The following is a 22133-nucleotide window of genomic DNA, read 5'->3' on the forward strand; positions in this document are numbered from 1 at the left end:
TGCGCCGGTGGATCGCCCCAGCCGGCCCGGAAAAGGAGGGCCGGCAAGGAAGTGAGGAAGGGCGCTCGGGCCCGCTGTCGGAACCCTGGACCCGGACCGGGTCATCCATTTCGGCTCGGCCGGCAAGAGCCTGTCTCCGGCACCCCGGCTCGGCTGGATGACGCTGCCCGGCCGGCTCGTGGACGACGTACTGGCGGCCAAGGGACCACGCGAGATGTGGTCGGGGGACGTGGATCAGCTCACGCTCGCCGACTTCGTCGCCTGCGGCCGGCTCCTACGACCGGCATCTGCGCCGGATGCGCCGCGGCTGTCGCCGGCGCCGCGACCAGCTCACCGCCACGCTCGCCGCGCGGGCTCCGCACGTCCGGGTGGGCTGCATCGCCGCGGGACCGTACGCCAGGCCGCGGAGCCCGGGGCCCGAGCGGATTCGTAAGACCGGCACTTCATCGCCTCGGCCGTTCGTTCCCGTCGGCGACGGGCCGCGCCGTCTCCCCGCCGCCGCCCGAAGGCCACTGGACCGCCGCTCGGTTCTCCCCGCAGGACCGATGCGCCACCTCACCTGGCATGTTCACGGAAGCCTGTAGGTTGGGGCTCTGTGATCAACGGTAATGGGCACATGATCGTCGCCGAGCGGTACGTACTGACCGAACGGCTGGGCAGCGGCGGGATGGGCACCGTATGGAGTGCCTGGGACCATCTGCTGCAGCGCACGGTCGCCGTGAAAGAGCTGCACATCGCGTCCCACGGAGAGGACCGGCGGGTACGGATGCGCCGGGTGCTGACGGAGGCGCGCGCCATCGCCCGGGTCTCTCATCCTCATGTGATCGACATCTACGACCTGGTCGAGTACGACGACCGACTGTGGATCGTGATGGAGCTGGTCGCCGGGGGCTCACTCGCCGATCGCCTGACGGCAGGCGGCCCCCTGCCGACGAGTGACGTCGCCCGACTCGGGCTCCAACTGCTGTCCGCACTGGAAGCCGTGCACGCCACCGGAGCCCTGCACCGTGACGTGAAGCCGGCCAACGTGCTCCTGCGGGCCGACGGCAGCGCCGTGCTCACCGACTTCGGGATCGCCGCGCTCGCCGACCAAGCGCACACCGCGACCGGCGGAGTCGTCGGCTCGGTCGAGTTCATGGCTCCCGAGAGGTTGCGGGGCCTGCCCGCCGATTCTTCCAGCGACCTCTTCTCCCTCGGGGCGACGCTGTGCTCCCTGGCCACAGGCACACCACCCTTCCCCCGCCCGGAGCCGACGGCAGTCATGCACGCCGTCGTCTACGAGCCGCCCGAGATCGCACCGAGCGCGGGCGCCCTGCACGGCATCATCGAAGGGCTGCTCCACAAGGAACCCGCCCACCGGCCGACCCCCGTCATGATCACCCATGCGCTGGAATCCGCCATCGCTCAGCAGCACCGGCCTCCGCAGCCCACCCGGCGCCGTGCCCCGATCACCGCTCGGCGTCGCCGTGTCCAGCCATGGAAAGCCACCGTCCTGGCGGGAGCGCTGCTGGTGGGCGGAGTCGGTACGGGCCTGTACTGGTCGGCCGACAGCTCACGCGCGCCGGCGGCCGGCCCCGAGGTGAAGACCACCCCGCGTCAGTTCGACGCGGTGATGGCGGTGCCGGGCACGGGGGACCGGTTCTGGGTGTTCTCGGGTGACCGGTATGTGCTGGTCGAGGCCGGGGAGAGCCCGCAGGCCGCGCGTCGGATCAGCGGGCCGGGCTCCCTGGCCGGTTGGAAGAAGTCCTTCGGTGGCCTGCCCGGCTTCACCAGTGGGATCGACGCCGCCCTGCCCGTGCCCGGACACGACGGCCGTTACTGGGTGTTCTCCGGTGACCAGTACATCCAGATCGAAGTCGCCGCCGGCGGCCCCGCCAGAGGTCGACTCCAGCAACCCTCCCCCCTCACCGACTGGCAACCCCTGCGGACCTTGCTGCCTATCGATATGGCCTAGCTGTAGCGTCCCCCAATCATGTTGGCGACGTACGATCGCATAGCCGTCGGCGAGTTCCCGGCCCTTGACGACCAGGGTGTCGCCGACGCGGACCGGCCCGTACTGGTCGCTGTGGCAGTGCCCGGCGAAGACCACGTCGAGGGAGGGACAGGTTGCCGCGAGTTTCCGGTCGGCGTCGAAGCCGGAGTGGCTGAGCAGGATCCAGCTGTCCACCTCGTGGTGGTGGGCGAGCATCAGCTCGCATAGGGCCTGTACCGGATCGGTGACGCAGTGGCCGGCTCGCTGGGCGGCCGGGATCGAGTGGAAGGCTTGCCGCCGATCACGGCGGTTACGCCGACGCGCCGTCCATCGATGGCGGCGATGTACAGGCGGCGGAACAGAGCGTCGCCTGTGTGGGCATCGACGGCATTGGCGCAGACGGTGCGCCGGTGAAGGGCGGGTTCGAAGTGGTGGCGCCAGCCGTGGTTGCCGGGCGCCAGCACGTCGTACAGCCTGAGCAGGATCTCGCCCTCGATGGCACCGCGAGCGAGGCGGTAGTACCCGCTGCCTTCGAAGAAGTCGCCGCAGTCCACGATGAGCGAGGTCGGCCGCAGCGCGTGGAGGTGGGTCAGGAACGGCGCGCCGTTGTGGAAGGCGGAGTGGACGTCGGTCGTGGCAATGATCTGACGCAGGTTCCGGCCGTGGGTGGTCATGGGGTGACCTCGCAGATGTCGGCGCCCAGGGTGGCCCTCCAAGCTGCCCGCCCCCTCATGCGCCGGCACATCCCGGTCCCGAGCGGCGCGCCGCTCTGTGGGTGGAGGCGGCTCGTGCCTACAGCCAGCAGGGCCGCCTCGCCGACGGCTACCAGGCTCTGCGCATCGCCGAGACCTGCGCCGCCCAGGACATCCGCCGTCCCGACGACGCCTTCACCGGCGCGGAGCCGCCGGAAACCGGAGAGCCCCAGGGCACATCACCATCCCCAGCAAAACCAATGTGCCCTCAATGTGCCCTGACCGCCTGACGGCCCCTCCCCGGCACGCAGAAGGGCGAGGCCCGAAGACCCCGCCCGCCCCTCACGAAACCCCAGCTCAGGGCCACACCAGGCAGTACGGCTGATGCCCCGCCTCGTGCAGCCGGTGCGAGAAGTCCTGCCACTCGTGCAGCAACTGGTACACGTTGAACGCGTCCCGCGGTCCGCCCCGGTCCGGCACCGTCGACCAGATGAAGGCTGCCGCGCCGACCGCCTCCTCGCCGATGCCGCGCAGGGGGTCGACGACCGTCATGGGGAGTTTCACGACCGCGTAGTCGGGGTGCAGGACGACCAGTTCCAGGGGCGGGACCTTGTGCAGGGGCACGCCCTCGATGCCGGTGAGGACCATGGCGGCCATGGTCTCCGGCTTGATCTTGGTGAACATGCCGTTCATCCCGAGCTCGTCGCCGCCGAGCTCCTCGGGGCGCATCGAGATCGGGACGCGGGCCGCGGTCGCGCCGTCGGGCGCGCCGAAGTACTTGTAGGTCACCCCCACCCGACCACCCTTCCCGCTCCCCGCCCCCGGCCGGTCGGTCCGCTCCGCGAACCGGTCGGGTTCGCCGGGCGTGCCGTGTGTCTGACGTGCTTCGGTCGATTCCGCCGCCTCGCGTCGGTGCCTTCCCCGCCGGGCACGTCGAGGACCCAGGTCGTCGGTCCCCTCGCCCAGTCCGCCACCGCGATGCATATCTCCACCCGACTGCTTTTCTAGGACGCGTGGCCCCCGCCGCGCAACCCGATCATCGTGTCAGTGACCTCCCCCACGGCCGCTCGCCGAAACGTGCGGTGAAACATATGTCCGTCATATGTCCGCAGGACGCCGGCAGCCCCTTTCCGCGCCGCCCGTGTGAGCTGCGTGGACGGGTCCCAGTCTGGCAGACGGCACAGCGATCGGGCGGGTTGTCTACCCTGAGGAGGTCACCCTGGGCAACCAGAGGCCGCGCAGAGGCCGCGCAGGGGCCGAGCAGAGTCCGATACGTCGGAGAAGGTCGAGAAGGTCGGAGAAGTCGCAGGTCATGAGCGAACTGACATATCCATACGAAGCACCGGCCTCGCAGGCTCTGTTCGACCGCGCGTCGGTCGTCACGCCGGGCGGCGTGAACTCCCCGGTGCGGGCCTTCGGCGCCGTGGGCGGCACGCCCCGGTTCATGGTGTCCGGCACCGGGCCGTACCTGACCGACGCCGACGGGCGGGAGTACGTCGACCTCGTCTGTTCCTGGGGGCCGATGATCCTCGGGCACGCCCGCCCCGAGGTGATCGCCGCCGTGCAGGAGGCGGTCGCGCGCGGGACGTCGTTCGGCACGCCCGCCGAGGGCGAGGTCGCCCTCGCGGAGGCGATGGTCGAGCGGGTCGCCCCGCTGGAGCAGGTGCGGCTGGTGTCCAGCGGGACCGAGGCCACCATGTCGGCCATCCGGCTCGCCCGCGGGTTCACCCGGCGGACCAAGGTGATCAAGTTCGCCGGGTGCTACCACGGGCACGTCGACTCGCTGCTCGCCGCCGCCGGCTCCGGCGTCGCCACCTTCGCGCTGCCCGACACCCCCGGCGTCACCGGTGCCCAGGCGAGCGACACGATCGTGCTGCCGTACAACGACATCGACGCCGTGCACGCCGCCTTCGCCGCCCACCCCGGCGAGATCGCCTGCGTGATCACGGAGGCCTCGCCCGGCAACATGGGCGTCGTGCCGCCGCTGCCCGGGTTCAACCAGGGGCTGAAGGACGCGTGCGCCGCCCACGGCGCGCTGTTCGTCTCCGACGAGGTCATGACCGGGTTCCGGACCAGCCGGGCCGGGTGGTACGGCGTCGAGGGCGTCGTTCCCGACCTGATGACCTTCGGGAAGGTCATGGGTGGTGGGTTCCCGGCCGCGGCCTTCGGCGGGCGCGCGGACGTCATGGCGCACCTCGCCCCCGCCGGGCCCGTCTACCAGGCCGGCACCCTCTCCGGTAACCCCGTCGCCACCGCCGCCGGGCTCGCCCAGCTGCGGCTGCTCGACGACGCCGCGTACGCCAAGGTCAACGCGGTGTCGGAGCAGATCCAGGGGCTCGTCACCGAGGCGCTGAACAAGGAGGGCGTCGCGCACACGGTGCAGACCGCCTCCAACATGTTCTCCGTGTTCTTCACCGACCGGCCGGTCACCAACTACGAGGAGGCCAAGGCGCAGGAGTCCTTCCGCTTCACCGCCTTCTTCCACTCGCTGCTGGAGAACGGCGTCTACCTGCCGCCGTCCTCCTTCGAGTCGTGGTTCGTGTCCACCGCGCACGACGAGCGTGCCGTCCAGCGCATCGCCGACGCCCTCCCGGCGGCGGCCCGCGCGGCCGCGGAGGCGACCGCGTGAGCCACGACACCGATCAGGAGCTGACCGTCGTCCACGTCATGCGGCACGGCGAGGTGGAGAACCCCACCGGTGTCCTCTACGGCCGGCTGCCCGGCTACCACCTCTCCGAGCTGGGCCGGCGCATGGCCGACCGGGTCGCCGAGCACCTCGCCCCGCGTGACGTGACGTACGTCGTGGCCTCCCCGCTGGAGCGGGCGCAGGAGACGGCGACGCCGATCGCCAAGGCGCACGGCCTCGACCTCGGCACCGACGCACGCCTCATCGAGGCCGGCAACGTCTTCCAGGGCAAGACCTTCGGCATCGGCGACGGGGCTCTGCGCCGGCCCGCCAACTGGAGGCACGTGGTCAACCCGTTCAAGCCGTCCTGGGGTGAGCCGTACGTCGACCAGGTCGTGCGCATGATGGGCGCGCTGGACGCCGCGAAGGACCGGGCCCGCGGGCACGAGGCCGTCGTCGTCAGCCATCAGCTGCCGATCTGGACCCTGCGGTCGTACGTCGAGCGGCGTCGGCTGTGGCACGACCCGCGCAAGCGGCAGTGCACGCTGGCCTCGCTGACGACGTTCACGTACCGGGGCGACCGGATCGTCTCCGTCGGCTACACGGAACCCGCGCGGGACCTCGTCCCCGCCCACCTTCTCGCGGGAGCGAGGCCGGCCAAGGGGCAGGGCAAGGCCTACGGGGCCTGAGGGCCGCTCCGGCCCGAGGACCGCTTCAGCCGACAGGGCTGACGGCCATCTCGTTCTGACAGGCGCCGCATACGGTCGCGCAACCGGCCGTATGCGGCGCTCGTCACTTAATCCGCACAAATTGCCGGAACCCGCACGTTCGTCGCGTCCTCTGACTGGGTGACCACCCAAGGACGCGACGAACGAGGTTGCGATGCGCACTTCCACCCGCACTCTCACCCGCAGGGGGATGCTCGGACTCGGCGCGGGCGCCGCGGCGGCGGCCGGGCTCGCGGGCTGCGGTACCGGCACCGGAACCGGCTCAGGGTCCGGCACATCGTCGGACGGGTCCCATCGGACCGGCGGTTCCGGCGAGCCCTCGCCGCCCGGCAGCGGCAAGACCCCCGCCCGGCCCATCGGGGACGGCTCCACGTCGTACACCGGCAAGCAGCCGCACCAGCCGGACGCGCCCGTGCCGCTGGAGCCGGGTCGGACCCCGCCGCAGTTCGTCGTCTTCTCCTGGGACGGCGCGGGGGAGGTCGGCAACGGGCTCTTCCCGCGCTTCCTCGACCTGGCCCGGGAGCACGGTGCGCACATGACCTTCTTCCTCTCGGGCCTGTATCTGCTGCCCGAGTCGAAGAAGCGCCTCTACGACCCGCCGAACAACCCGCGCGGCGCCTCCGACATCGGCTACCTCACCGACGCCCATATCAAGGACACGCTCGCGGGCGTCCACCGGGCCTGGCAGGACGGCCACGAGATCGGCACCCACTTCAACGGCCACTTCTGCGGCGGCGGCGGCACGGTCGGCAACTGGACGCCGGCGCAGTGGCGCAGCGAGATCGACCAGGCGAAGTCCTTCGTCAAGGAGTGGCGGACCAACACCGGCTGGACCGACCTGCCGTCGCTGCCCTTCGACTACGACAAGGAACTCGTCGGCGGGCGCACGCCCTGCCTGCTCGGCCAGGACAACCTGCTGCCCACGGCGCGCGAGCTCGGCTGGCGCTACGACGCCTCCTCGCCCGGCGGCCGCCAGGTGTGGCCGGCGAAGAAGGACGGGATCTGGGACCTGCCGTTGCAGCAGATACCTTTCCCCGGCCACTCCTTCGAGGTGCTGTCCATGGACTACAACATCCTCGCCAACCAGTCGGTCAACTCGACCAAGGCGCCCGCCCACAACTACCCGGGCTGGCGCGAGCAGGCCACGCAGGCCTACATATCCGGCTTCAAGCGGGCATACGAGTCGAACCGGGCGCCCTTCTTCGTCGGCAACCACTTCGAGGAGTGGAACGGCGGCATCTACATGGACGCCGTCGAGGAAGCCCTGAAGCACATCGCGCGGGAGCGGGAGAAGGGGAGCGGCCAGGACATCCGGCTCGTCTCCTTCCGTCAGTTCACCGACTGGCTGGACGTGCAGAAGCCCGAGGTGCTCGCCAAGCTCCGGACCGTGGAGGTGGGGCAGCGGCCGGCCGGCGGCTGGCGTGCCTTCCTCCAGGAGAGCGGCACGGGCACCTCGACGCCCTCCGGGAACGCCGCCTGAAATGCGGGTTTCCGCCCCTGAGGGGGGTGCGCAAGATCCCCGGAACGGACATGCGAAACTTTTCACATGAGTGCCGCCAGCCGCGCCCCCCTGCGCTCGAACCTCTCGAACCGCTCGAACCGCGCCAGCACCACCGCCAGCACCACCGGCCGCGTCCGTCGCCGAGTCGCCCTGACCGCCGGCGCCGCCGCGGTCGCGCTGCTCGCCACCGCCTGCGGCTCCGGGGGCACCTCGGGCGGCGGCGGCCAGACCGGGTTCGTCACCGGCGCGGACGGCATCTCCACCGTCGAGGAGGGTGAGCGGGCCGACGCCCCCGACCTGTCCGGCGAGACGGTCGACGGGGGGCAGCTCGACGTCGACGACTACAAGGGCAAGGTCGTCGTCCTCAACGTGTGGGGCTCCTGGTGCCCGCCCTGCCGGGCCGAGGCCAAGAACTTCGAGAAGGTCTACCAGGACGTCAAGGACCAGGGCGTCCAGTTCGTCGGTATCAACACCCGCGACACGTCCACCGGTCCGGCCCGCGCCTTCGAGGAGGAGTTCGGAGTCAGCTACCCGAGCCTGTACGACCCGACCGGCAAGCTGATGCTGCGCTTCGAGAAGGGCACGCTCAACCCGCAGGCCATCCCCTCCACGCTCGTCATCGACCGGGAGGGGAAGGTCGCCGCGCGCACCCTCCAGGCGCTCAGCGAGGAGAAGCTCCGCAAGATGCTCGACCCGTACCTCACGGACGAGTCGGGCGAGCCGGCCAAGTCGGAGCAGTGACGTGAGCGCACTGTCCACGCTCGCCACGGCGGGAACCAACGGCACCGTGCTCAACGGCGCCCTGCTGGTGGCCCTGCCCATCGCGTTGCTCGGCGGCCTCGTCTCCTTCTTCTCGCCCTGCGTCCTGCCGCTCGTCCCGGGCTATCTCTCGTACGTGACCGGGGTCACCGGCACCGACCTCGCCGAGGCCCGGCGCGGTCGGATGGTCGCGGGCGCCTCGCTCTTCGTCCTCGGCTTCACCGCCGTGTTCGTCTCCAGCGGCGCGCTGTTCGGCTACTTCGGCCAGACGCTCCAGGAGAGCCAGGGTGTCCTGACCAAGGTGCTGGGCGTGCTCATGATCCTCATGGGCGTCTTCTTCATGGGGCTGATGCCGTGGCTCACCCAGCGCGAGTTCCGCTTCCACAAGAAGCCCGTGAACGGCCTGATCGGCGCCCCCCTGCTGGGCGCGCTGTTCGGCATCGGCTGGACGCCCTGCATCGGCCCGACCCTCTCCTCCGTGCTGATCCTCTCCTCCGAGCAGGGCACGGCCGGCCGCGGCGCGATACTGACCGTCGCCTACTGTGTCGGCCTCGGCGTGCCCTTCGTGCTCGCCGCGGTCGCCTTCCGCAAGGCGCTCGGCGCCTTCGGCTGGATCAAGCGCCACTATGTGTGGGTGATGCGGATCGGCGGCGTCATGATGATCGCGACCGGACTGCTGCTGCTGACCGGAGTATGGGACAGCATCGTGCAGGACATGCAGACCTGGTCCAACGGCTTCACTGTAGGGATCTGACCGATGAGCAAGACCACCACGGGAAAGACCCCGACGGGCACCCCGGAAGGCACCGCGAAGGACACCTCGCCGGCCGGCGAGGACCAGGACCTCGGCGCCGCCGGCTCCCAGCTCTCCACCGCCCCGAAGGAGGAGGCACCCAACCTCCCCTCCCTCGGCGTCATCGGCTGGGCCCGCTGGTTCTGGCGGCAGCTCACCTCGATGCGGGTGGCGCTGCTGCTGCTCCTGCTGCTGTCGCTGGGCGCGATCCCCGGCTCGCTGATCCCGCAGAGCGGCGTCGACGAGCTGAAGGTCGAGGAGTTCCGCGAGAACCACGACATCCTCGGCCCCCTGTACGACAACCTCGGCCTCTTCCACGTCTACAGCTCGGTGTGGTTCTCCGCGATCTACATCCTGCTGTTCGTCTCCCTCATCGGCTGCATCGTCCCGCGCACCTGGCAGTTCGTCGGCCAGCTGCGCGGCCGTCCGCCCGGCGCGCCCCGGCGGCTGACGCGGCTGCCCGCGTACACCACCTGGCGTACGGCGGCCGAGCCCGAGCAGGTCCGTGAGGCCGCGCTCGCCCTGCTGAAGAAGCGCCGCTTCCGCGCCCACACCGTCGGTGACGCCGTCGCCGCCGAGAAGGGCTATGCGCGCGAGGCCGGCAACCTGGTCTTCCACATCGCGCTGATCGTGATGCTGATCGCCTTCGCCTGGGGCCAGCTGTTCAAGTACGAGGGCAACAAGCTGATCGTGGAGGGCGACGGCTTCTCCAACACGCTCACCCAGTACGACGACTTCAAGTCGGGCAACCTCTTCGACCCGGACCACGACCTCGCCCCCTTCAGTTTCAGCCTGAAGGACTTCCACGGCACCTACGAGCCGAGCGGCCCCAACCGCGGCACCCCGCGCATCTACGAGGCCAAGGTCGACTACAGCGAAGGCGCCTACGGCGAGGACGAGTCGACCACCATCGAGGTCAACGAACCGCTGGAGATCGACGGCTCGAAGGTCTACCTCGTCAGCCACGGCTACGCGCCCGTCCTCACCATCAGGGACGCCAAGGGCGACGTCGTCATGGACAAGGAGGCGACCGCCCTGCTGCCGCTGGACTCCAACGTCACATCCTCCGGCGCCGTCATGGTCCGCGACGGCTACCGCAACGCCGAGGGCGAGAAGGAGCAGCTCGGCTTCAACGCGTTCTTCGTGCCGACCTACGGCGGCGAGGGCAGCGCGATGTACTCGACCTTCCCGGCGCTGCTCAACCCGACGCTCGCGCTCTCCGCCTACCACGGCGACCTCGGCGTCGACGCGGGCTTCGCCAAGAGCATCTACCAGCTCGACAAGACCAACCTGGAGGAGTTCAAGGACTCCGACGGCGAGCTGTTCAAGAAGCTGCTGAAGCCCGGCGAGACCATGACCCTCCCCAACGGCGCCGGCACGGTCACCTTCGACGGCGTGCGGGAGTGGGCCGGCTTCCAGGTCACGGAGCAGCCCGCCAGCGGCTGGGCGCTCGCCGGTGCCGTCGCCGCCATCCTGGGCCTGGCCGGTTCCCTGTTCATCCAGCGCCGCCGCGTCTGGGTGCGGGCCGTCCAGGGCCCCGACGGGGTCACGGTCGTGGAGATGGCCGGCCTGGGACGCAGCGAGTCCGCGAAGCTCCCCGAGGAGCTCGGCGACCTCGCCGGTGTCCTGTACGAACAGGCCCCCGACGACCCCGACGACCCCGACGCGTCCAAAGCCCCCGACACGCCTGACGCCACCGACGGGCCCGACGTGCCGCGCGACGACGACGCGCCCGAGAACGACGACGACACCCCCGATTCCCCCGACACCCACGTCGTACCTGCCGAAGGGGCTGAGAAATGACTCTCGCCGCCGCAACCCATCTGGCCGCCGCGGCCAACGAGGACCTCGCGAACCTCAGCAACACGCTGATCTACTCCGCGATCGCGGTCTACACGTTGGCCTTCCTGGCGTACATCGCCGAGTGGACCTTCGGCAGCCGCAGCAAGGTGGGCCGTACGGCCGCCGCGCTGACCGCCGACACCGACGCCAAGGCGAAGACCGCCCCGGCCGTCACCGTGAACAAGGCCGGCGGCACCGCCGTACTGGAGCGGCCCAAGGTCGTCGTGCGCGCCGCGACCGGTACCCGCGACGTGCCCGACGGGCCGGGCGCGCACGGCGGCACCGAGAAGGGCGACCTCTACGGACGGATCGCCATCTCGCTCACCGTGCTCGGCTTCGCCCTCGAGGCCGGCGGCGTGCTCGCCCGCGCCCTGTCGGTGAAGCGGGCGCCGTGGGGCAACATGTACGAGTTCAACATCACGTTCACGACGGTCGCCGTCGGCGTGTACCTCCTGCTGCTCGTCCTGAGGAAGAACGTCCGCTGGCTCGGCCTCCCGCTGATCACCATGGTCATCCTGGACCTCGGTATCGCCGTCAAGGTCCTGTACACCGCCAGCGACCAGCTGGTCCCCGCGCTCGACTCGTACTGGATGTACATCCACGTCTCGACCGCGATCTTCTGCGGCGCGGTGTTCTACGTCGGCGCGATGGCCACGGTCCTGTACCTCTTCAAGGACAGCTTCGAGAACAAGCTCGCCTCCGGCGGCAAGCCCGGCCGCTTCGCCAACTCCGTCCTGGACCGGCTGCCCGCCGCCGCCAGCCTCGACAAGTTCGCCTACCGCGTCAACGCCGCCGTCTTCCCGCTGTGGACGTTCACGATCATCGCGGGCGCGATCTGGGCGGGCGACGCGTGGGGCCGCTACTGGGGCTGGGACCCCAAGGAGACCTGGTCCTTCATCACCTGGGTCGCCTACGCCGGCTACCTGCACGCCCGCGCCACCGCCGGCTGGAAGGGCCGCAAGGCCGCCTACCTGGCGCTGGCCGCCTTCGCCTGCTGGCTGTTCAACTACTACGGCGTCAACATCTTCGTCTCCGGCAAGCACTCCTACGCGGACGTGGGCCTGGGCGCCCTCCAGGCCGTCGGTTTCTGAACCGGGATCCTCACGAGGCCGGTTCGCCGCGACCCAGGTCGCGGGGGACCGGCCTTCGCCGTCTCCCGCCGGGCGGCCTCGGGCGTGCCCGGGCGGTGACGAGGACGTACCCGAGGTGCTCGTCGGCGCCGGCCACCTGCTCCAGGACCGGGGCGACCCGCTCGACGGCATCGGGTCCGTACGCGGCGGCCAGCTCGGGCCGGCGGCTGTCGAACTCATGACGGGTCCGAGGGCCGCTGTGGCACGTGTGCCCCGCCAGGTCCTCGACCTCCAGGACCTCGAACCCGGCCGCGCGGAGGAGTTCGAGGAGCCGTGGCCGTGTACTCAGGTGTACGGAGGGCACGTCGTCCATCCACGACCCGGCCTGTGCTCCGGACGCCCCGGCCGGCGGCAGGACCATGTCCACCACCGCCAGCAGCCCGCCGGGGCGCAGACAGCGGGCCGCTTCGGCGAACGCCGCCGCCTTGCCTGCGGTGACCGTGTCGGGCAGGTGGGAGACGACCTCCATCATCAGGGCGCGGTGGAAGGCGTCCGCGGGCAGCGGCAGCTGTCTGACGTCGCCGGTTTCGAAGGAGATCCGGTCCGGGGCCGTCGCGCCCGCCGCCAGTCGCCGCGCGGCGGCCACCTGGCCGGGGGTGGCGTCGACGCCGGTCACGGAGCACCCCGTCTCCTCGGCCAGGAGCACCGCCGGCTGGCCCGCGCCGGACCCGATGTCGAGCAGGGCGTGGTCCGGGCCGAGCCGGAGCCGTCGCCCGGCCGTCCGGGTGAGGCGGTCGGCGGCTTCGGCGTACGTGGCGGGGTCCGCGCTGCCGGTGAAGTAGCCCTTGTGCATGGCTCGGGTGCCCAGCACCGCGTGGGCCAGCTCGGCGTGGGAGTCGTAGTAGTCACCGATGGTGTCCAGCTGGTCCGGCGTCATGACGGGCGGCTTCCTTCCGGGGCGTGGGCGGGGTCCGCCTTGTCGCCGGGCGACGTGAAGCGGCGGGTGGCCGTCCTGCGGGCGTAGCCGAGGGCGAGGCCGGCGCCCGCGGCGGTCACGCAGGCCAGCCGCCCTCGCAGGGCCGGGGGGTGGAAGACGTCGTGGCGGGAGTGGGGGACCTGACGCAGGACGCATCGGGCCATGCTCACGTACTGCCGGGGCAGCTCCCGTGAGCCCGCGTCGGCCCAGCGCCACCAGTCGGCGGCCCGGTCCAGGTAGCCACGCGCGCGCTCGGCCTCGAAGCGCACCAGGTCGCGCAGGGAGTCCGTCATACGGCGGTCCTGGGCGGCGGCCTCCAGCTCGGCACGGTCGAGCCCGAACGCCTTGAGGTCGTCGAGGGGGAGGAAGAGCCGGCCGTCCGCGAGGTCCTCACGGAGATCGCGCAGGTTGTCCGTGAGCTGGAGACCCAGGAGGGCGGAGACGGCGTGCTCCCTGGCCTCCTCGCTGCGGTGGGCGCGAGAGCCCAGCAGGGCGTTGAGCCACAGGGTGTGCTCGCCGCCGGTGCTGCGGATGTGCCGCTCCAGATCCGGGAAGGAGGCGTACTCGGTGACGCGCAGATCGGCGGCGATGTTCGTCAGGGCCGGCCGGACGGAGTCGCGGGGGATGTCCCAGACGCGCGTGAAGTGGGCGAAGGCGCGGGCGAAGGTCCGGCCCAGACGGTCCTGGCGTGAGGACGGCGGCCCGGTCCAGGGGTCCTCCCCGTCCAGCAGCGCGAAGAAGTCGCGGGTGTAGGCGTCGTAGCGGACCGTGCGCTGCGGGACCGGGACTCGGGCGTCGTCGATGAGGTTGTCGACGTGGATCGAGAACGCGAGGATCGCGTCCCAGTAGGGGCGTCTGCCGGGGGGCAGCAGCTGCCGGAGCGGGAGGTAGTGCTTCACGAAGTCGCGGCGGAGGAAGGATTCGCAGGCCGCGTAGGCGCGGCAGAGCTCCGGGTCCCGCAGGTTCGCCGCCCGGATGTCCTTGGCGGTCACGCGGTGTCCCGCGTCAGGGTCCAGGTGTCGTACAGCGTGTGCGGGCCGGAGGGTGCGGACGTGTAGTTGTCGTGGACCTCGGCTTCGGTGAAGCCGTGGGCGGCGGCCAGGCGGCGGACGGTGTCGTGGGGCAGCCGGTAGAAGCGGTGCAGGTCCCGGGTGCGGACCCAGGACTCCCCGGCCCCGTTCCCGGCCCCGTTCCCGGCCCCGTCCTCGGCACTGTTCCCGGCCCGGTGTTCGGCACCGTCCCCGCCGCCCTTCCCCGCACGCTGGAACTGGCTGTAGGCCATGTCGAAGTGGGCGCCGTCGGCCGCCGTGGTGAAGGTCCAGATGTAGGAGGTGTCCTCCATCTCCAGTGCCATGACGCGCGGCGCCGACGGGTCGAAGATCTTGGCGAAGAACCCCGGGCCGTAGACGTCGAAGACGAACGTTCCGCCGGGCGGGAGCAGGCGGGCCACGGCGGCGAGGGTGGCGTCGATCCGCGACTCGGAGAGGTAGTTGAACCCTCCGGCGGCGCTGATGACGGCGTCGAACTCACCGGCTTCGGCCGGGATCCCGGGCAGCTCGGACCGGATCAGGGTGGTGTCCGCGCCCAGCCGCCGCCGGGCCTGCTCCAGCATCGCCGGTGACCGGTCCAGCCCGGTCACGGTGTAGCCGCGCCGGGTGAGTTCGGAGAGCATCAGGCCGGTACCGCAGCAGATCTCCAGCACCCGGCGCACCGAATGGTTCCCGGTGTCCCAGAATTCCTGGAGGAAATCGGCCATGTGGCCGCGTGCGGATTCCTGCTGCTCCGTGATGGCCCATTCGGCCAGCCGGTCGTACGATTCCGCGAGGTTGGCGTAGGGATCGGTGTGTGCGAGTGCCTCGGTGCTCATGGGGCTTCCCTTATCGTGTCGTGGTTTCGACGGCGAGATCGACGGGCCGGATGAGGGCATAGGCCTGTCGTGCCGATACCGCGAGTCCGGTGCGCCTGGAAAAGATCAGGCCGGCGAGCGGAAACGGTCGGTGGTAGAAGGTCAGGGAGGACGGCGCGTCGAAGATGTCCGCGGAGGCGACGAAGAAGGGGAGTTCCGCGAGCAGGTAGCGCAGTCCTGTCTCGACCTCGTCGGCGGAGGGCTCCGTGACGGGACGCCGGGACAGCAGCACCTCCCGGCTGGCGGCCAGGCAGGCCGCCCTCAACTCGGGGTCCGTGCGCAGGGCCGCCTCGCACCGCGCGAGCGCGTTCCGGTACGGGGCCCGGTCGGTGAGCTCGGACATCAGATGGACGCCGTCGCCGCCGCGTGGGCCGCCCGCGGCGGTCCAGGCACGCACGACGCGGTTGCGCAGCACGTTGATCTCGGCCCGTACCTTGCCTGCCGCCCGCTCGGGTGCGTAGCCGAGAGCGGTGAAGGTGTGAATGAGTGCCGCGTCCGGGACGACGACATCCACCCGCGCGAAACTGCCGCTGAGCCAGCGAAGCAGATCGGTGAGGAGAGCGACCCGGAAATAACTGTTTCCCGGGCTTACCCCGAGAACGACATGCTCCTTGCGAGCGCAAATCGAAGCGCATTGCTCCGTCAGTGGCTCAAGTGAAAAGCTTGCGGGTTCCGACACGTTGGAACATTACACAGCTGATGCGGTTCGCAAACTCTGACCGAGGCCTGACGGGTGAGAGAGCAATACGGAGCGGGGCGAAAGGCGATTCCTAGGGACGCGGACGGGCGACGCTCGTGACGATGTCCCGCAGCCGTTCGACGTACAGTCGCAGGTTCTTGTGCGCGATGTCGGTGTCCGGGTAGCGGCTCGCGAACCACAGGCCCTCCGGGAGCCGGGTGACCCACGCGCACACCTGGTCGCCGTACGACACCCTGAGCAGCGCGTACGCCGTCCGGTCCGGCCAGTGGCCGGCGCCGGGGACGTCGCGGGCGTCGACGTACGACACGATCGAGTACATGTCGGGCGAGGTCGGGCGGAAGTCCGTGCCGAGCAGGCGCAGCACCCGGTCGATCGGCATGCGCGACAGCCGCCGGTTGGCCTGGAGTTCGGCGCGGACGGCCCGCAGGGCGCTCGGGAAGTCGTGGGCCCCCGCCACGGGGACCTCGATCGGCGCGCCACCGACGTACCAGCCCACGGAATCCGACCACTGGGACCGCGACCTGGTGTGGAACGGCACGACCGTGCGGTAGACGGGCTCCCCGCCGATCTCGTGGACGACGAGCGCGGTGGCGGCCAGGACGCCGACCAGGCTGCCGCCGTAGGGACGGCAGTACGCCTCGAAGGCGGCGGCGTCCGCCGCGTCCACCAGCGGCTCGCGCAGCAGCCGCTGCTCGGGCAGCGCGTCACCGGGCCGCACGCCGAGGTCGACCGGGAAGGACGGCAGCCGCCCGTCGCAGCGCCGGATGAACTCCCGCCAGCGGGCGACGGTGTCGTGGGCGTCGTCGATCCGGTCCGCGTCCGCCCGCTCGGCCTCGCAGAAGTCGACGTAGCTGCCGACCCGCGGCTGCGGCACGGTCCGGCCCTCGGCACCGGCCGCGTACAACTCGTGGATCTCGGCGGGGATGCGGTAGATGGAGTAGGCGTCGACGTTGCTGTGGTCGAAGGCCATGTAGACACTGACGCCGTCGTCGCGGACGACCGTGGTGTAGATGAGGTTGGGCCAGCGCAGGGCGTCCGCGACGTGGTCGAAGCGGTCCCGGAGGTGGCGGGCGAGGCCGGTGGCGTCCGGGAAGTCGCCGACGTCCGTACGGTGCAGGGACACCGCGTCCGCGTCCAGGGTGAACCGCCGCACCGGGTCACCGGCCTCACCACTCCAGCGGAAGCCGCTGCGCAGCGTCTCGTGCCGCAGCGTCCAGGCGCGCAGCGCCTCCTGGAGCACGTCGAGGTCGACCGGGCCCGGGATGTCGAAGGCCGTACCGAGCCACGTCGGCACGAACAGACCCTGCTCGCGGATCGACCGGGCGGTCCGGATGTGCGACTCCTGGATGTACGCCGGTGGCCTCGTGTCCTCGGGCAGCGACGCCGCGATGTCGAGGGTCCTGGGACTGAGCGTCCATTCGACGAGGCGCCCGGGCCGGATCTCGCAGCGCTGGATGTCGGTCATTCGCACGAGGGGGGTCTCCGTTCGCAGATGTAGGCAGACCCGACCAAGGGAATGCCGTGTCCGCGACCGCGCACCTGGTGTGTCGGCACGGTTCAACGGAACGGATGGCTCCTCGAACGGCGGTACGACCTCCACTGCGGGGCCGTGGCTTCCTCCGGGTACCGGGATGCCGTTGCGTCAGACACGGCACTCCAGTACCGCGTAGTCGGCGAAGCAGCGCCGGTAGCGGGTGTGCCGGGTCTCCTGGGTGTGCCCGCGCTGCCACTCCTCGACATCCGCCGGGGCGGGGCACGGGCCGGACGTGGCGCCGCAGTCGGCGTCGTCGCCGGACACGCAGTGCGCCTGGTACTCGGGGAGCGCCGTCGGGTCCTGGACGATCGTGAACGGTACGTAGCGGAAGAGCCGACGCCCACGGTGTCCGTGGCGCTGGTGCCGGGCCAGCAGCACGTCGGCGTCGGTCTCGGCGCTGCCGTCACCGGCGGCACGCGCGTGTGCGCGCCGCTCGGCCAGCCGGGCACAGGTGGCGCAGCCGGTGACCGGCTCGGGCGGCGGTCCGACGGGGACCAGCGGCTCCGCCGTCAACGCGTCGGTGAGAGACCGGTTGTTGGCCGCCCACACGCCGGCGCTCAGCCGCTCCCCGGCCGTCGCCGACCGGATCAGCGCCGGGTCCGCCTGCCACTCCCGGCCGCCACCGACCGGCCGCAGCATCGCGCAGGGACCCGCCGTTCCCCGGTACTCGCCGACCTTTCGGCTGCGCGGGTCGTAGACGAGCGTGCCGGGTCTCACCGATTCCACCGGTTCCATCCTCAACCTCCGTCACTCTGGGTGTGCCGAGGTTCGCCGACGGGAATCGTCGGTATCAACGCTTGACGCGTGACACTCGTCCACTGTCACGAAGGGGGAGAGGCCGTGGGCCGACGCAACACCGGTGGCTCAGGGGCGAGTACGGCCGCCGTCTTCGGCGAGGTGCTGCGGCACTTCCGCGAGGCCGAGGGGCTCACGCAGGAGGGGCTGGCGGTCCGTATCCCCTGCGACCGGTCGCACATCGCCCGGGTGGAGACGGGGACGCGGGTGCCACAGGACACGTTCGCGAAGACGTGCGACGAGTTGCTGGGCACGGGTGGGGTGCTGGCGCGGCTGTGGGGGCGGATCGACTGGTATCCGGAGGTGGAGCATCCGGACTGGTTCCGGCGCAGGGCGGAGATGGACACCGTCGCCGTCGCTCTGCGGGAGTACCAGGAGCGGTTGGTACCCGGCTTGTTGCAGACGGAGAGCTACGCGCGTGCCCTGTTCGGGCGGGTGGCGGACGGAGAGGAACTGGAGGAACGTGTTCGGGCGCGACTGAGCAGACAGCAACGCTTCCTGGCGGACGGTGGTCCCTCCTACGTCGTCGTCATGGACGAGAGCTGCTTGCGCAACGTGGTGGGCAGCCCGGAGGTCATGCGGGACCAGTGTGCGGCGCTGCTGGAGCACGGACGTCGTCCCAACATCCGCGTCCAGATCGCTCCGGCTTCCTATCCCGAACTCTTGCGCCCCAACGTCTCCATGTCCTTGATCGAGCTGCCCGAAGGGGAGCGCTGGGTGTACTCGGAATCGCTGGACCGAGGCCATTTCAACAGCGATCCGACCGCCTACACGCAGCACAGCCACACCTATGATGTGCTCAGGGCGGACTCACTTTCGGCTCGCCAGACGGTCGCCGTCATCGGCGACGCGATGGAAGGGTACGAGAACCATGGGAAGCCACGAGGTCGGCTCGACGACCTGGACCAAGAGCAGCTACAGCGGGGAAAACGGCGGCAACTGCGTCGAAGTGGCCCTCGGTATCCCCGGCGCCGTCCCCGTCCGGGACAGCAAGAACCCTGACGGTCCCGCCCTGTTCGTCACCCACGAAGCGTGGTCCGCGTTCACCTCGGCGCTGCGCTGACACCGGAACCCGGGTTCCCGCGTCACGGAGATCCGGGCGATCTCCGACAAGAACCACTTGGGAGAAAGAACCTCACCAAGCCCCACCCCTCCCGCCCACGGCATCGGCTCACTCGCCCGGGTGAACATCGCCGGTTGGGCTGGCTTTCGGGCCCCCCAACTCCCTTACGCTCAGCGCATTAACCGCTGACATATGTCAGCCCTCGACGGGGACTAGCGATCCCCGCGAGGGCCTGACCACCGAGGAAGAAGAGAGCTTCCTGATGGGTACCCAAAACCTTAGCGTGCCCCCGCGCGCCCAGTCCGCCGATGGCGACAACCCACCCCGTTCGGGCGTCATCCACGACAACGTCCGACACATCGCCAACTTCACCGTGGTCGGCAACCACCTCGCCCAGCACCCGGACCTCTCCCTGCTGGCGAGAGGCCTGGGCCTGTACATCCAGTCGGTGCGCCTCGGCACCCCCGTGGACATCAAGAGCCTCACCGCCCGCTTCAAGGAGGGCGCGGTCCGCATCAGCGCGGCCCTGCGCGAACTGGAGGCCCATGGCTACCTCCGCCGGGAACGCGAACGCGCCGCCGACGGCCGTGTCGTCACCCGCACCGTCTCCTGCAACAACCCTCGGGCCCGGCGCCGAGCAGCGGGCACCGCCTGTCCGGCCCGACCGGCGGCCCCGGCACGCACGGCACCGGAGCGAGCGTCGTCCCGCCCGCGCGGCACCGGCGTCCGCAAGGCGCTCCCCGCCGTACCGCAGCCCAGCAGCAAGGCCCCCACGCTTCTCCAGGCGGCCGTAGATCTTCTCGCCGACCTGCGACGACACGACTCCCGCCTGCTGCTCTCCGCGACCGACACGGCCCACCTGGCGCCCGGCGTCGCCGCCTGGCTGGAACGGGACATCCGGACCACAGCCGTACGCCACGCCCTGACCAGCGGCCTGCCGGACGACCCCCTGCGCCGCCCGGCCGCCCTCCTCGCCCACCGCCTCACCGACGCACTGCCGCCCCCGGCCCCGTACCGCGCCCCGGCAGCTGCCTCACCGACTCCCGTCCGACACCCGCTCCAGAACTGCGACGGCTGTGACCGCAGCATCCGCGCCCCAGAGCCCGGAGTCCGCTGCCGCGACTGCCGTGCGGCGACCCTCGACCACCACTGATCCGAACGGAATGCCATGGTCAGCCCGCCCCACGAGGCGATGCACCGCATCTTCCAGCACGACCCCGGCCTGTTCAGCCGTGTCTCGCGCTTCCTCGGGATCGACATCCCCAAGCCCATAGGAGCCACCGCGCTGCCGACCGACCTCACCCGCCTCGTCCGGGTCTGTGATCACCGGCATGTTGTGCGGACCGGCGACCAGGGGCCGCAGGGACAGGGTGGGCAGTTGTGGCGGTCCACTGCTCACCGCCTGCTGGGCCCACTTCGCCGTCCGGTGGTCCTGGCAGACGACCAGGAGAGCGGTGGGCAGTCGGTACTTCGTCCACAGGTACGAGACGTAGTACGCCCAGCTCGCGGGCTTGTCCGGGTCTTTCTTGCCCTGGGCCTCGACGGCCAGCAGGAAGGGGCCCTGTTCCGCCGACACACGCCGCCGAACCGGTCGTCAATGGGATACTGAAGGCCCTGTCCACCGCGTTGCAGGACGCGCCAGAAGACGTCGCGTCCCCCATCATCGAATTCACCGCTCAGGGCATGGGCAACCGCCCGGCCAAGCACCTCTGGAGGAACCTGGTGGCTGTGGACCTCTCCTTCTACAAGTCCTACATCTCCGAAGAAATCCGCGACGAAGGCCGTGAGCAGGGCCGTGAGCAGGGCCGTGAACAGGGCCGTGAACAGGGCCGCGCGCAGCAGGGTGCCCTGGATGTCCTGCTGGTCCTGGAGCAGCGCGGTCTCGACGTCTCCGACGACGTGCGCACACGCATCAAGGAATGCGGTGACCCCGAGGTCCTCCGGCACTGGCTCGCCCGCGCGGTCACCGCGTCAACGGCCGAAGCGGTCTTCCAGGACGGGTGACCCGGCGCCTCACGCTCGGTGCCGGGCCGCATTCGTCAGCCGGCGGGCGGGTTGTGCCGGGCCGCGTCCATGAGCCGGCCGGCGAGGGCCGCGACGAGGTCGCGCAGCTCGTCCGGCCGCTCGACGACGAACGGGAGGTCCAGCGACGCGAGTACGCCGGGCAGCCAGTCGAGGCGCTCGGCGCGGATCTCGACCCGCGACCAGCGCCCGGCGTCCGCTCCCGTTCCTGCCTCCGCCCCTGTCCCCGCCCCCGTCTCGGTCTCCGGATCCGTGCCGCTCGCGGGTGGCGCCTCCGTCACGGTCGCGACGCTGCCCGGGAGGCGGGTGCGGATCTGCTCGGCGGTTCCCCGGACCCGCAGAGTCACCTCATGCCGGTACGGTGCGGTGGCGAGCGCCTTGAGGAGGCGCTCCGCCGGGTCGTGGCAGGCCGGCGGTTCGAACGAGCCCGGCAGGACCCGGGCGTCGGTGACGCGGTCCAGCCGGAACGTCCGCTCCTCGCCGACCGAGAGGTCCCTTCCCGTCACGTACCACCTGCCCGAGTGCGTCACGAGCCCGTACGGGTACAGCGTGCGTTCGCTGCGCCGGCCGCCGGAGGCGGTGTACCGGATCGAAACCGGCCGGTGATGGTGTACCGCGTCGGCGACGGGGAGCAGGACGGCGGTCTCGGGAGGGGCCGTCCCGCCGGGCGGGGCGGTGAAGGTGAGTGAGTCGAGCACGGAGTCCAGGCGGCGGCGGAGCCGCTCCGGCAGGACTCTCCGGATCTTGGCCGCGGCTGTCTCACCCGCCGTGCCCGCCGCCGCCGTGGTCCCGGTCCGCCGGCCGGCGACCAGGCCGAGCAGCACGGCCAGCGCCTCGTCGTCGGTCAGCATGAGCGGGGGCACGCGGTGGCCGGGGCCGAGCCGGTAGCCGCCGTAGCGGCCGCGCACCGACTCCACGGGGATGTCGAGGTCGACGAGATGGTCGACGTACCGGCGCACCGTGCGCTCGCCGACGCCGAGCCGGTCGGCGAGTTCGGCCACGGTACGGGTGCCTCCCGCCTGCAGGAGTTCCAGCAGGGTGAGCACGCGGGACACGGGACGGGACATGTCTGGAAGTCTGCCTCGGATACCGGTCGGATTCTGTCTGGTACCGCTCGTAGCGTGCGGTCATCAGCGATGACCGGCCAGACGGCC

Annotated in this window: 19 protein-coding genes and 4 pseudogenes; 14 read left to right on the forward strand and 9 right to left on the reverse strand. The window is 70.9% G+C overall.

Annotation, left to right across the window (positions count from 1 at the left end):
- Positions 1 to 73: 73 nt before the first annotated feature.
- Together ACH4NX_RS13785 and ACH4NX_RS13790 are read left to right on the forward strand one after the other, a co-directional pair.
- Positions 74 to 425 (forward strand): annotated as a pseudogene (locus ACH4NX_RS13785) (PLP-dependent aminotransferase family protein); the annotation flags it as partial.
- A gap of 170 nt (positions 426 to 595) precedes the next feature.
- Complete coding sequence (locus ACH4NX_RS13790; RefSeq protein ID WP_398129660.1) at positions 596 to 1954, forward strand: protein kinase; 1359 nt, start codon at positions 596 to 598, stop codon at positions 1952 to 1954.
- Positions 1955 to 1987: 33 nt separating this feature from the next.
- On the opposite strand, the pseudogene ACH4NX_RS13795 reads toward ACH4NX_RS13790, so the two are convergent.
- Positions 1988 to 2646: pseudogene (locus ACH4NX_RS13795) on the reverse strand (bifunctional metallophosphatase/5'-nucleotidase); the annotation flags it as partial.
- Between the two features lie 30 nt (positions 2647 to 2676).
- On the opposite strand from ACH4NX_RS13795, the pseudogene ACH4NX_RS13800 reads away from it, so the two are divergent.
- Positions 2677 to 2954 (forward strand): annotated as a pseudogene (locus ACH4NX_RS13800) (hypothetical protein); the annotation flags it as partial.
- Between the two features lie 67 nt (positions 2955 to 3021).
- On the opposite strand, the gene ACH4NX_RS13805 reads toward ACH4NX_RS13800, so the two are convergent.
- Entirely contained in the window at positions 3022 to 3648 is a 627-nt protein-coding gene (locus tag ACH4NX_RS13805) for a hypothetical protein (protein ID WP_398129659.1), read from the reverse strand.
- Positions 3649 to 3976: 328 nt separating this feature from the next.
- Between ACH4NX_RS13805 and hemL the strand changes: the two genes are divergently transcribed.
- From hemL to ccsB, 7 genes are all read left to right on the forward strand, one after another.
- Positions 3977 to 5293 carry a glutamate-1-semialdehyde 2,1-aminomutase gene (gene hemL / locus ACH4NX_RS13810; protein WP_398129658.1) on the forward strand — a complete coding sequence of 439 codons (1317 nt, stop codon included), beginning with the start codon at positions 3977 to 3979 and terminating at the stop codon, positions 5291 to 5293.
- Between the two features lie 38 nt (positions 5294 to 5331).
- Positions 5332 to 5979, forward strand: a complete 648-nt coding sequence (locus tag ACH4NX_RS13815) for a histidine phosphatase family protein (RefSeq protein ID WP_351390120.1) — start codon at positions 5332 to 5334, stop codon at positions 5977 to 5979.
- 193 nt (positions 5980 to 6172) lie between these two features.
- Positions 6173 to 7498: a hypothetical protein gene (locus ACH4NX_RS13820; RefSeq protein ID WP_398129657.1), complete on the forward strand. Its 1326-nt coding sequence runs from the start codon at positions 6173 to 6175 to the stop codon at positions 7496 to 7498.
- Between the two features lie 66 nt (positions 7499 to 7564).
- Positions 7565 to 8260, forward strand: coding sequence for a TlpA family protein disulfide reductase (locus tag ACH4NX_RS13825; protein ID WP_398129656.1), 696 nt, complete (start codon positions 7565 to 7567; stop codon positions 8258 to 8260).
- A 1-nt stretch (position 8261) separates the two neighbouring features.
- Positions 8262 to 9032 (forward strand): cytochrome c biogenesis protein CcdA, encoded by a 771-nt coding sequence (locus ACH4NX_RS13830; RefSeq protein ID WP_351389905.1) that lies wholly within the window; start codon positions 8262 to 8264, stop codon positions 9030 to 9032.
- Positions 9033 to 9035: 3 nt separating this feature from the next.
- On the forward strand, positions 9036 to 10874 hold the full coding sequence (locus tag ACH4NX_RS13835; RefSeq protein ID WP_398129655.1) for a cytochrome c biogenesis protein ResB: 1839 nt from the start codon (positions 9036 to 9038) through the stop codon (positions 10872 to 10874).
- Complete coding sequence (ccsB, locus tag ACH4NX_RS13840) at positions 10871 to 12004, forward strand: c-type cytochrome biogenesis protein CcsB (RefSeq protein ID WP_351389899.1); 1134 nt, start codon at positions 10871 to 10873, stop codon at positions 12002 to 12004. Before ACH4NX_RS13835 ends, ccsB begins: the two co-directional genes overlap by 4 nt.
- 10 nt (positions 12005 to 12014) lie before the next feature.
- Here the strand turns inward: ccsB and ACH4NX_RS13845 are convergent, their stop codons facing one another.
- The 6 genes from ACH4NX_RS13845 to ACH4NX_RS13870 form a co-directional block, all read right to left on the reverse strand.
- Positions 12015 to 12920: a methyltransferase domain-containing protein gene (locus ACH4NX_RS13845; RefSeq protein WP_351389897.1), complete on the reverse strand. Its 906-nt coding sequence runs from the start codon at positions 12918 to 12920 to the stop codon at positions 12015 to 12017.
- On the reverse strand, positions 12917 to 13951 hold the full coding sequence (locus ACH4NX_RS13850) for a squalene/phytoene synthase family protein (protein ID WP_398129654.1): 1035 nt from the start codon (positions 13949 to 13951) through the stop codon (positions 12917 to 12919). The genes ACH4NX_RS13845 and ACH4NX_RS13850 overlap by 4 nt, the downstream gene beginning before the upstream one ends.
- Positions 13948 to 14826, reverse strand: coding sequence for a class I SAM-dependent DNA methyltransferase (locus ACH4NX_RS13855; RefSeq protein WP_398129653.1), 879 nt, complete (start codon positions 14824 to 14826; stop codon positions 13948 to 13950). Before ACH4NX_RS13855 ends, ACH4NX_RS13850 begins: the two co-directional genes overlap by 4 nt.
- Positions 14827 to 14836: 10 nt before the next feature.
- A complete protein-coding gene (locus ACH4NX_RS13860) occupies positions 14837 to 15544 on the reverse strand; it encodes a tRNA-dependent cyclodipeptide synthase (protein WP_398129652.1) in 708 nt (235 codons plus the stop codon).
- Between the two features lie 91 nt (positions 15545 to 15635).
- Positions 15636 to 17036 carry a condensation domain-containing protein gene (locus tag ACH4NX_RS13865; protein ID WP_398129651.1) on the reverse strand — a complete coding sequence of 467 codons (1401 nt, stop codon included), beginning with the start codon at positions 17034 to 17036 and terminating at the stop codon, positions 15636 to 15638.
- A 171-nt stretch (positions 17037 to 17207) separates the two neighbouring features.
- Entirely contained in the window at positions 17208 to 17834 is a 627-nt protein-coding gene (locus ACH4NX_RS13870) for a hypothetical protein (protein ID WP_398129650.1), read from the reverse strand.
- Positions 17835 to 17939: 105 nt separating this feature from the next.
- On the opposite strand from ACH4NX_RS13870, the gene ACH4NX_RS13875 reads away from it, so the two are divergent.
- The 4 genes and pseudogenes from ACH4NX_RS13875 (at position 17940) to ACH4NX_RS13890 (ending at position 20961) form a co-directional block, all read left to right on the forward strand.
- The gene (locus ACH4NX_RS13875) at positions 17940 to 18896 is read left to right on the forward strand and encodes a helix-turn-helix transcriptional regulator (protein ID WP_351389883.1); all 957 of its coding nucleotides are present in this window, start codon (positions 17940 to 17942) and stop codon (positions 18894 to 18896) included.
- Complete coding sequence (locus ACH4NX_RS13880; protein WP_351389881.1) at positions 18844 to 18957, forward strand: DUF397 domain-containing protein; 114 nt, start codon at positions 18844 to 18846, stop codon at positions 18955 to 18957. The genes ACH4NX_RS13875 and ACH4NX_RS13880 overlap by 53 nt, the downstream gene beginning before the upstream one ends.
- Positions 18958 to 19219: 262 nt before the next feature.
- Entirely contained in the window at positions 19220 to 20110 is an 891-nt protein-coding gene (locus ACH4NX_RS13885) for a helix-turn-helix domain-containing protein (protein ID WP_398129649.1), read from the forward strand.
- A gap of 15 nt (positions 20111 to 20125) precedes the next feature.
- A pseudogene (locus tag ACH4NX_RS13890) lies at positions 20126 to 20961 on the forward strand (hypothetical protein).
- A 35-nt stretch (positions 20962 to 20996) separates the two neighbouring features.
- On the opposite strand, the gene ACH4NX_RS13895 reads toward ACH4NX_RS13890, so the two are convergent.
- Complete coding sequence (locus tag ACH4NX_RS13895; RefSeq protein WP_398129648.1) at positions 20997 to 22046, reverse strand: helix-turn-helix transcriptional regulator; 1050 nt, start codon at positions 22044 to 22046, stop codon at positions 20997 to 20999.
- Between the last annotated feature and the right edge of the window lie 87 nt (positions 22047 to 22133).

Origin of the sequence: Streptomyces sp. NPDC017225 (assembly GCF_044331465.1) — a bacterium.
GTDB lineage: Bacteria > Actinomycetota > Actinomycetes > Streptomycetales > Streptomycetaceae > Streptomyces.

Coding starts and splice junctions, on each gene's coding strand:
- ccsB (WP_351389899.1), top strand. CDS start 10,871: ATGACTCTCGCCGCCGCAACCCATCTGGCCGCCGCGGCCAACGAGGAC.
- ACH4NX_RS13815 (WP_351390120.1), top strand. CDS start 5,332: ATGCGGCACGGCGAGGTGGAGAACCCCACCGGTGTCCTCTACGGCCGG.
- ACH4NX_RS13805 (WP_398129659.1), bottom strand. CDS start 3,648: ATGCATCGCGGTGGCGGACTGGGCGAGGGGACCGACGACCTGGGTCCT.
- hemL (WP_398129658.1), top strand. CDS start 3,977: ATGAGCGAACTGACATATCCATACGAAGCACCGGCCTCGCAGGCTCTG.
- ACH4NX_RS13895 (WP_398129648.1), bottom strand. CDS start 22,046: ATGTCCCGTCCCGTGTCCCGCGTGCTCACCCTGCTGGAACTCCTGCAG.
- ACH4NX_RS13820 (WP_398129657.1), top strand. CDS start 6,173: ATGCGCACTTCCACCCGCACTCTCACCCGCAGGGGGATGCTCGGACTC.
- ACH4NX_RS13870 (WP_398129650.1), bottom strand. CDS start 17,834: ATGGAACCGGTGGAATCGGTGAGACCCGGCACGCTCGTCTACGACCCG.
- ACH4NX_RS13835 (WP_398129655.1), top strand. CDS start 9,036: ATGAGCAAGACCACCACGGGAAAGACCCCGACGGGCACCCCGGAAGGC.
- ACH4NX_RS13845 (WP_351389897.1), bottom strand. CDS start 12,920: ATGACGCCGGACCAGCTGGACACCATCGGTGACTACTACGACTCCCAC.
- ACH4NX_RS13885 (WP_398129649.1), top strand. CDS start 19,220: ATGGGTACCCAAAACCTTAGCGTGCCCCCGCGCGCCCAGTCCGCCGAT.
- ACH4NX_RS13855 (WP_398129653.1), bottom strand. CDS start 14,826: ATGAGCACCGAGGCACTCGCACACACCGATCCCTACGCCAACCTCGCG.
- ACH4NX_RS13825 (WP_398129656.1), top strand. CDS start 7,565: ATGAGTGCCGCCAGCCGCGCCCCCCTGCGCTCGAACCTCTCGAACCGC.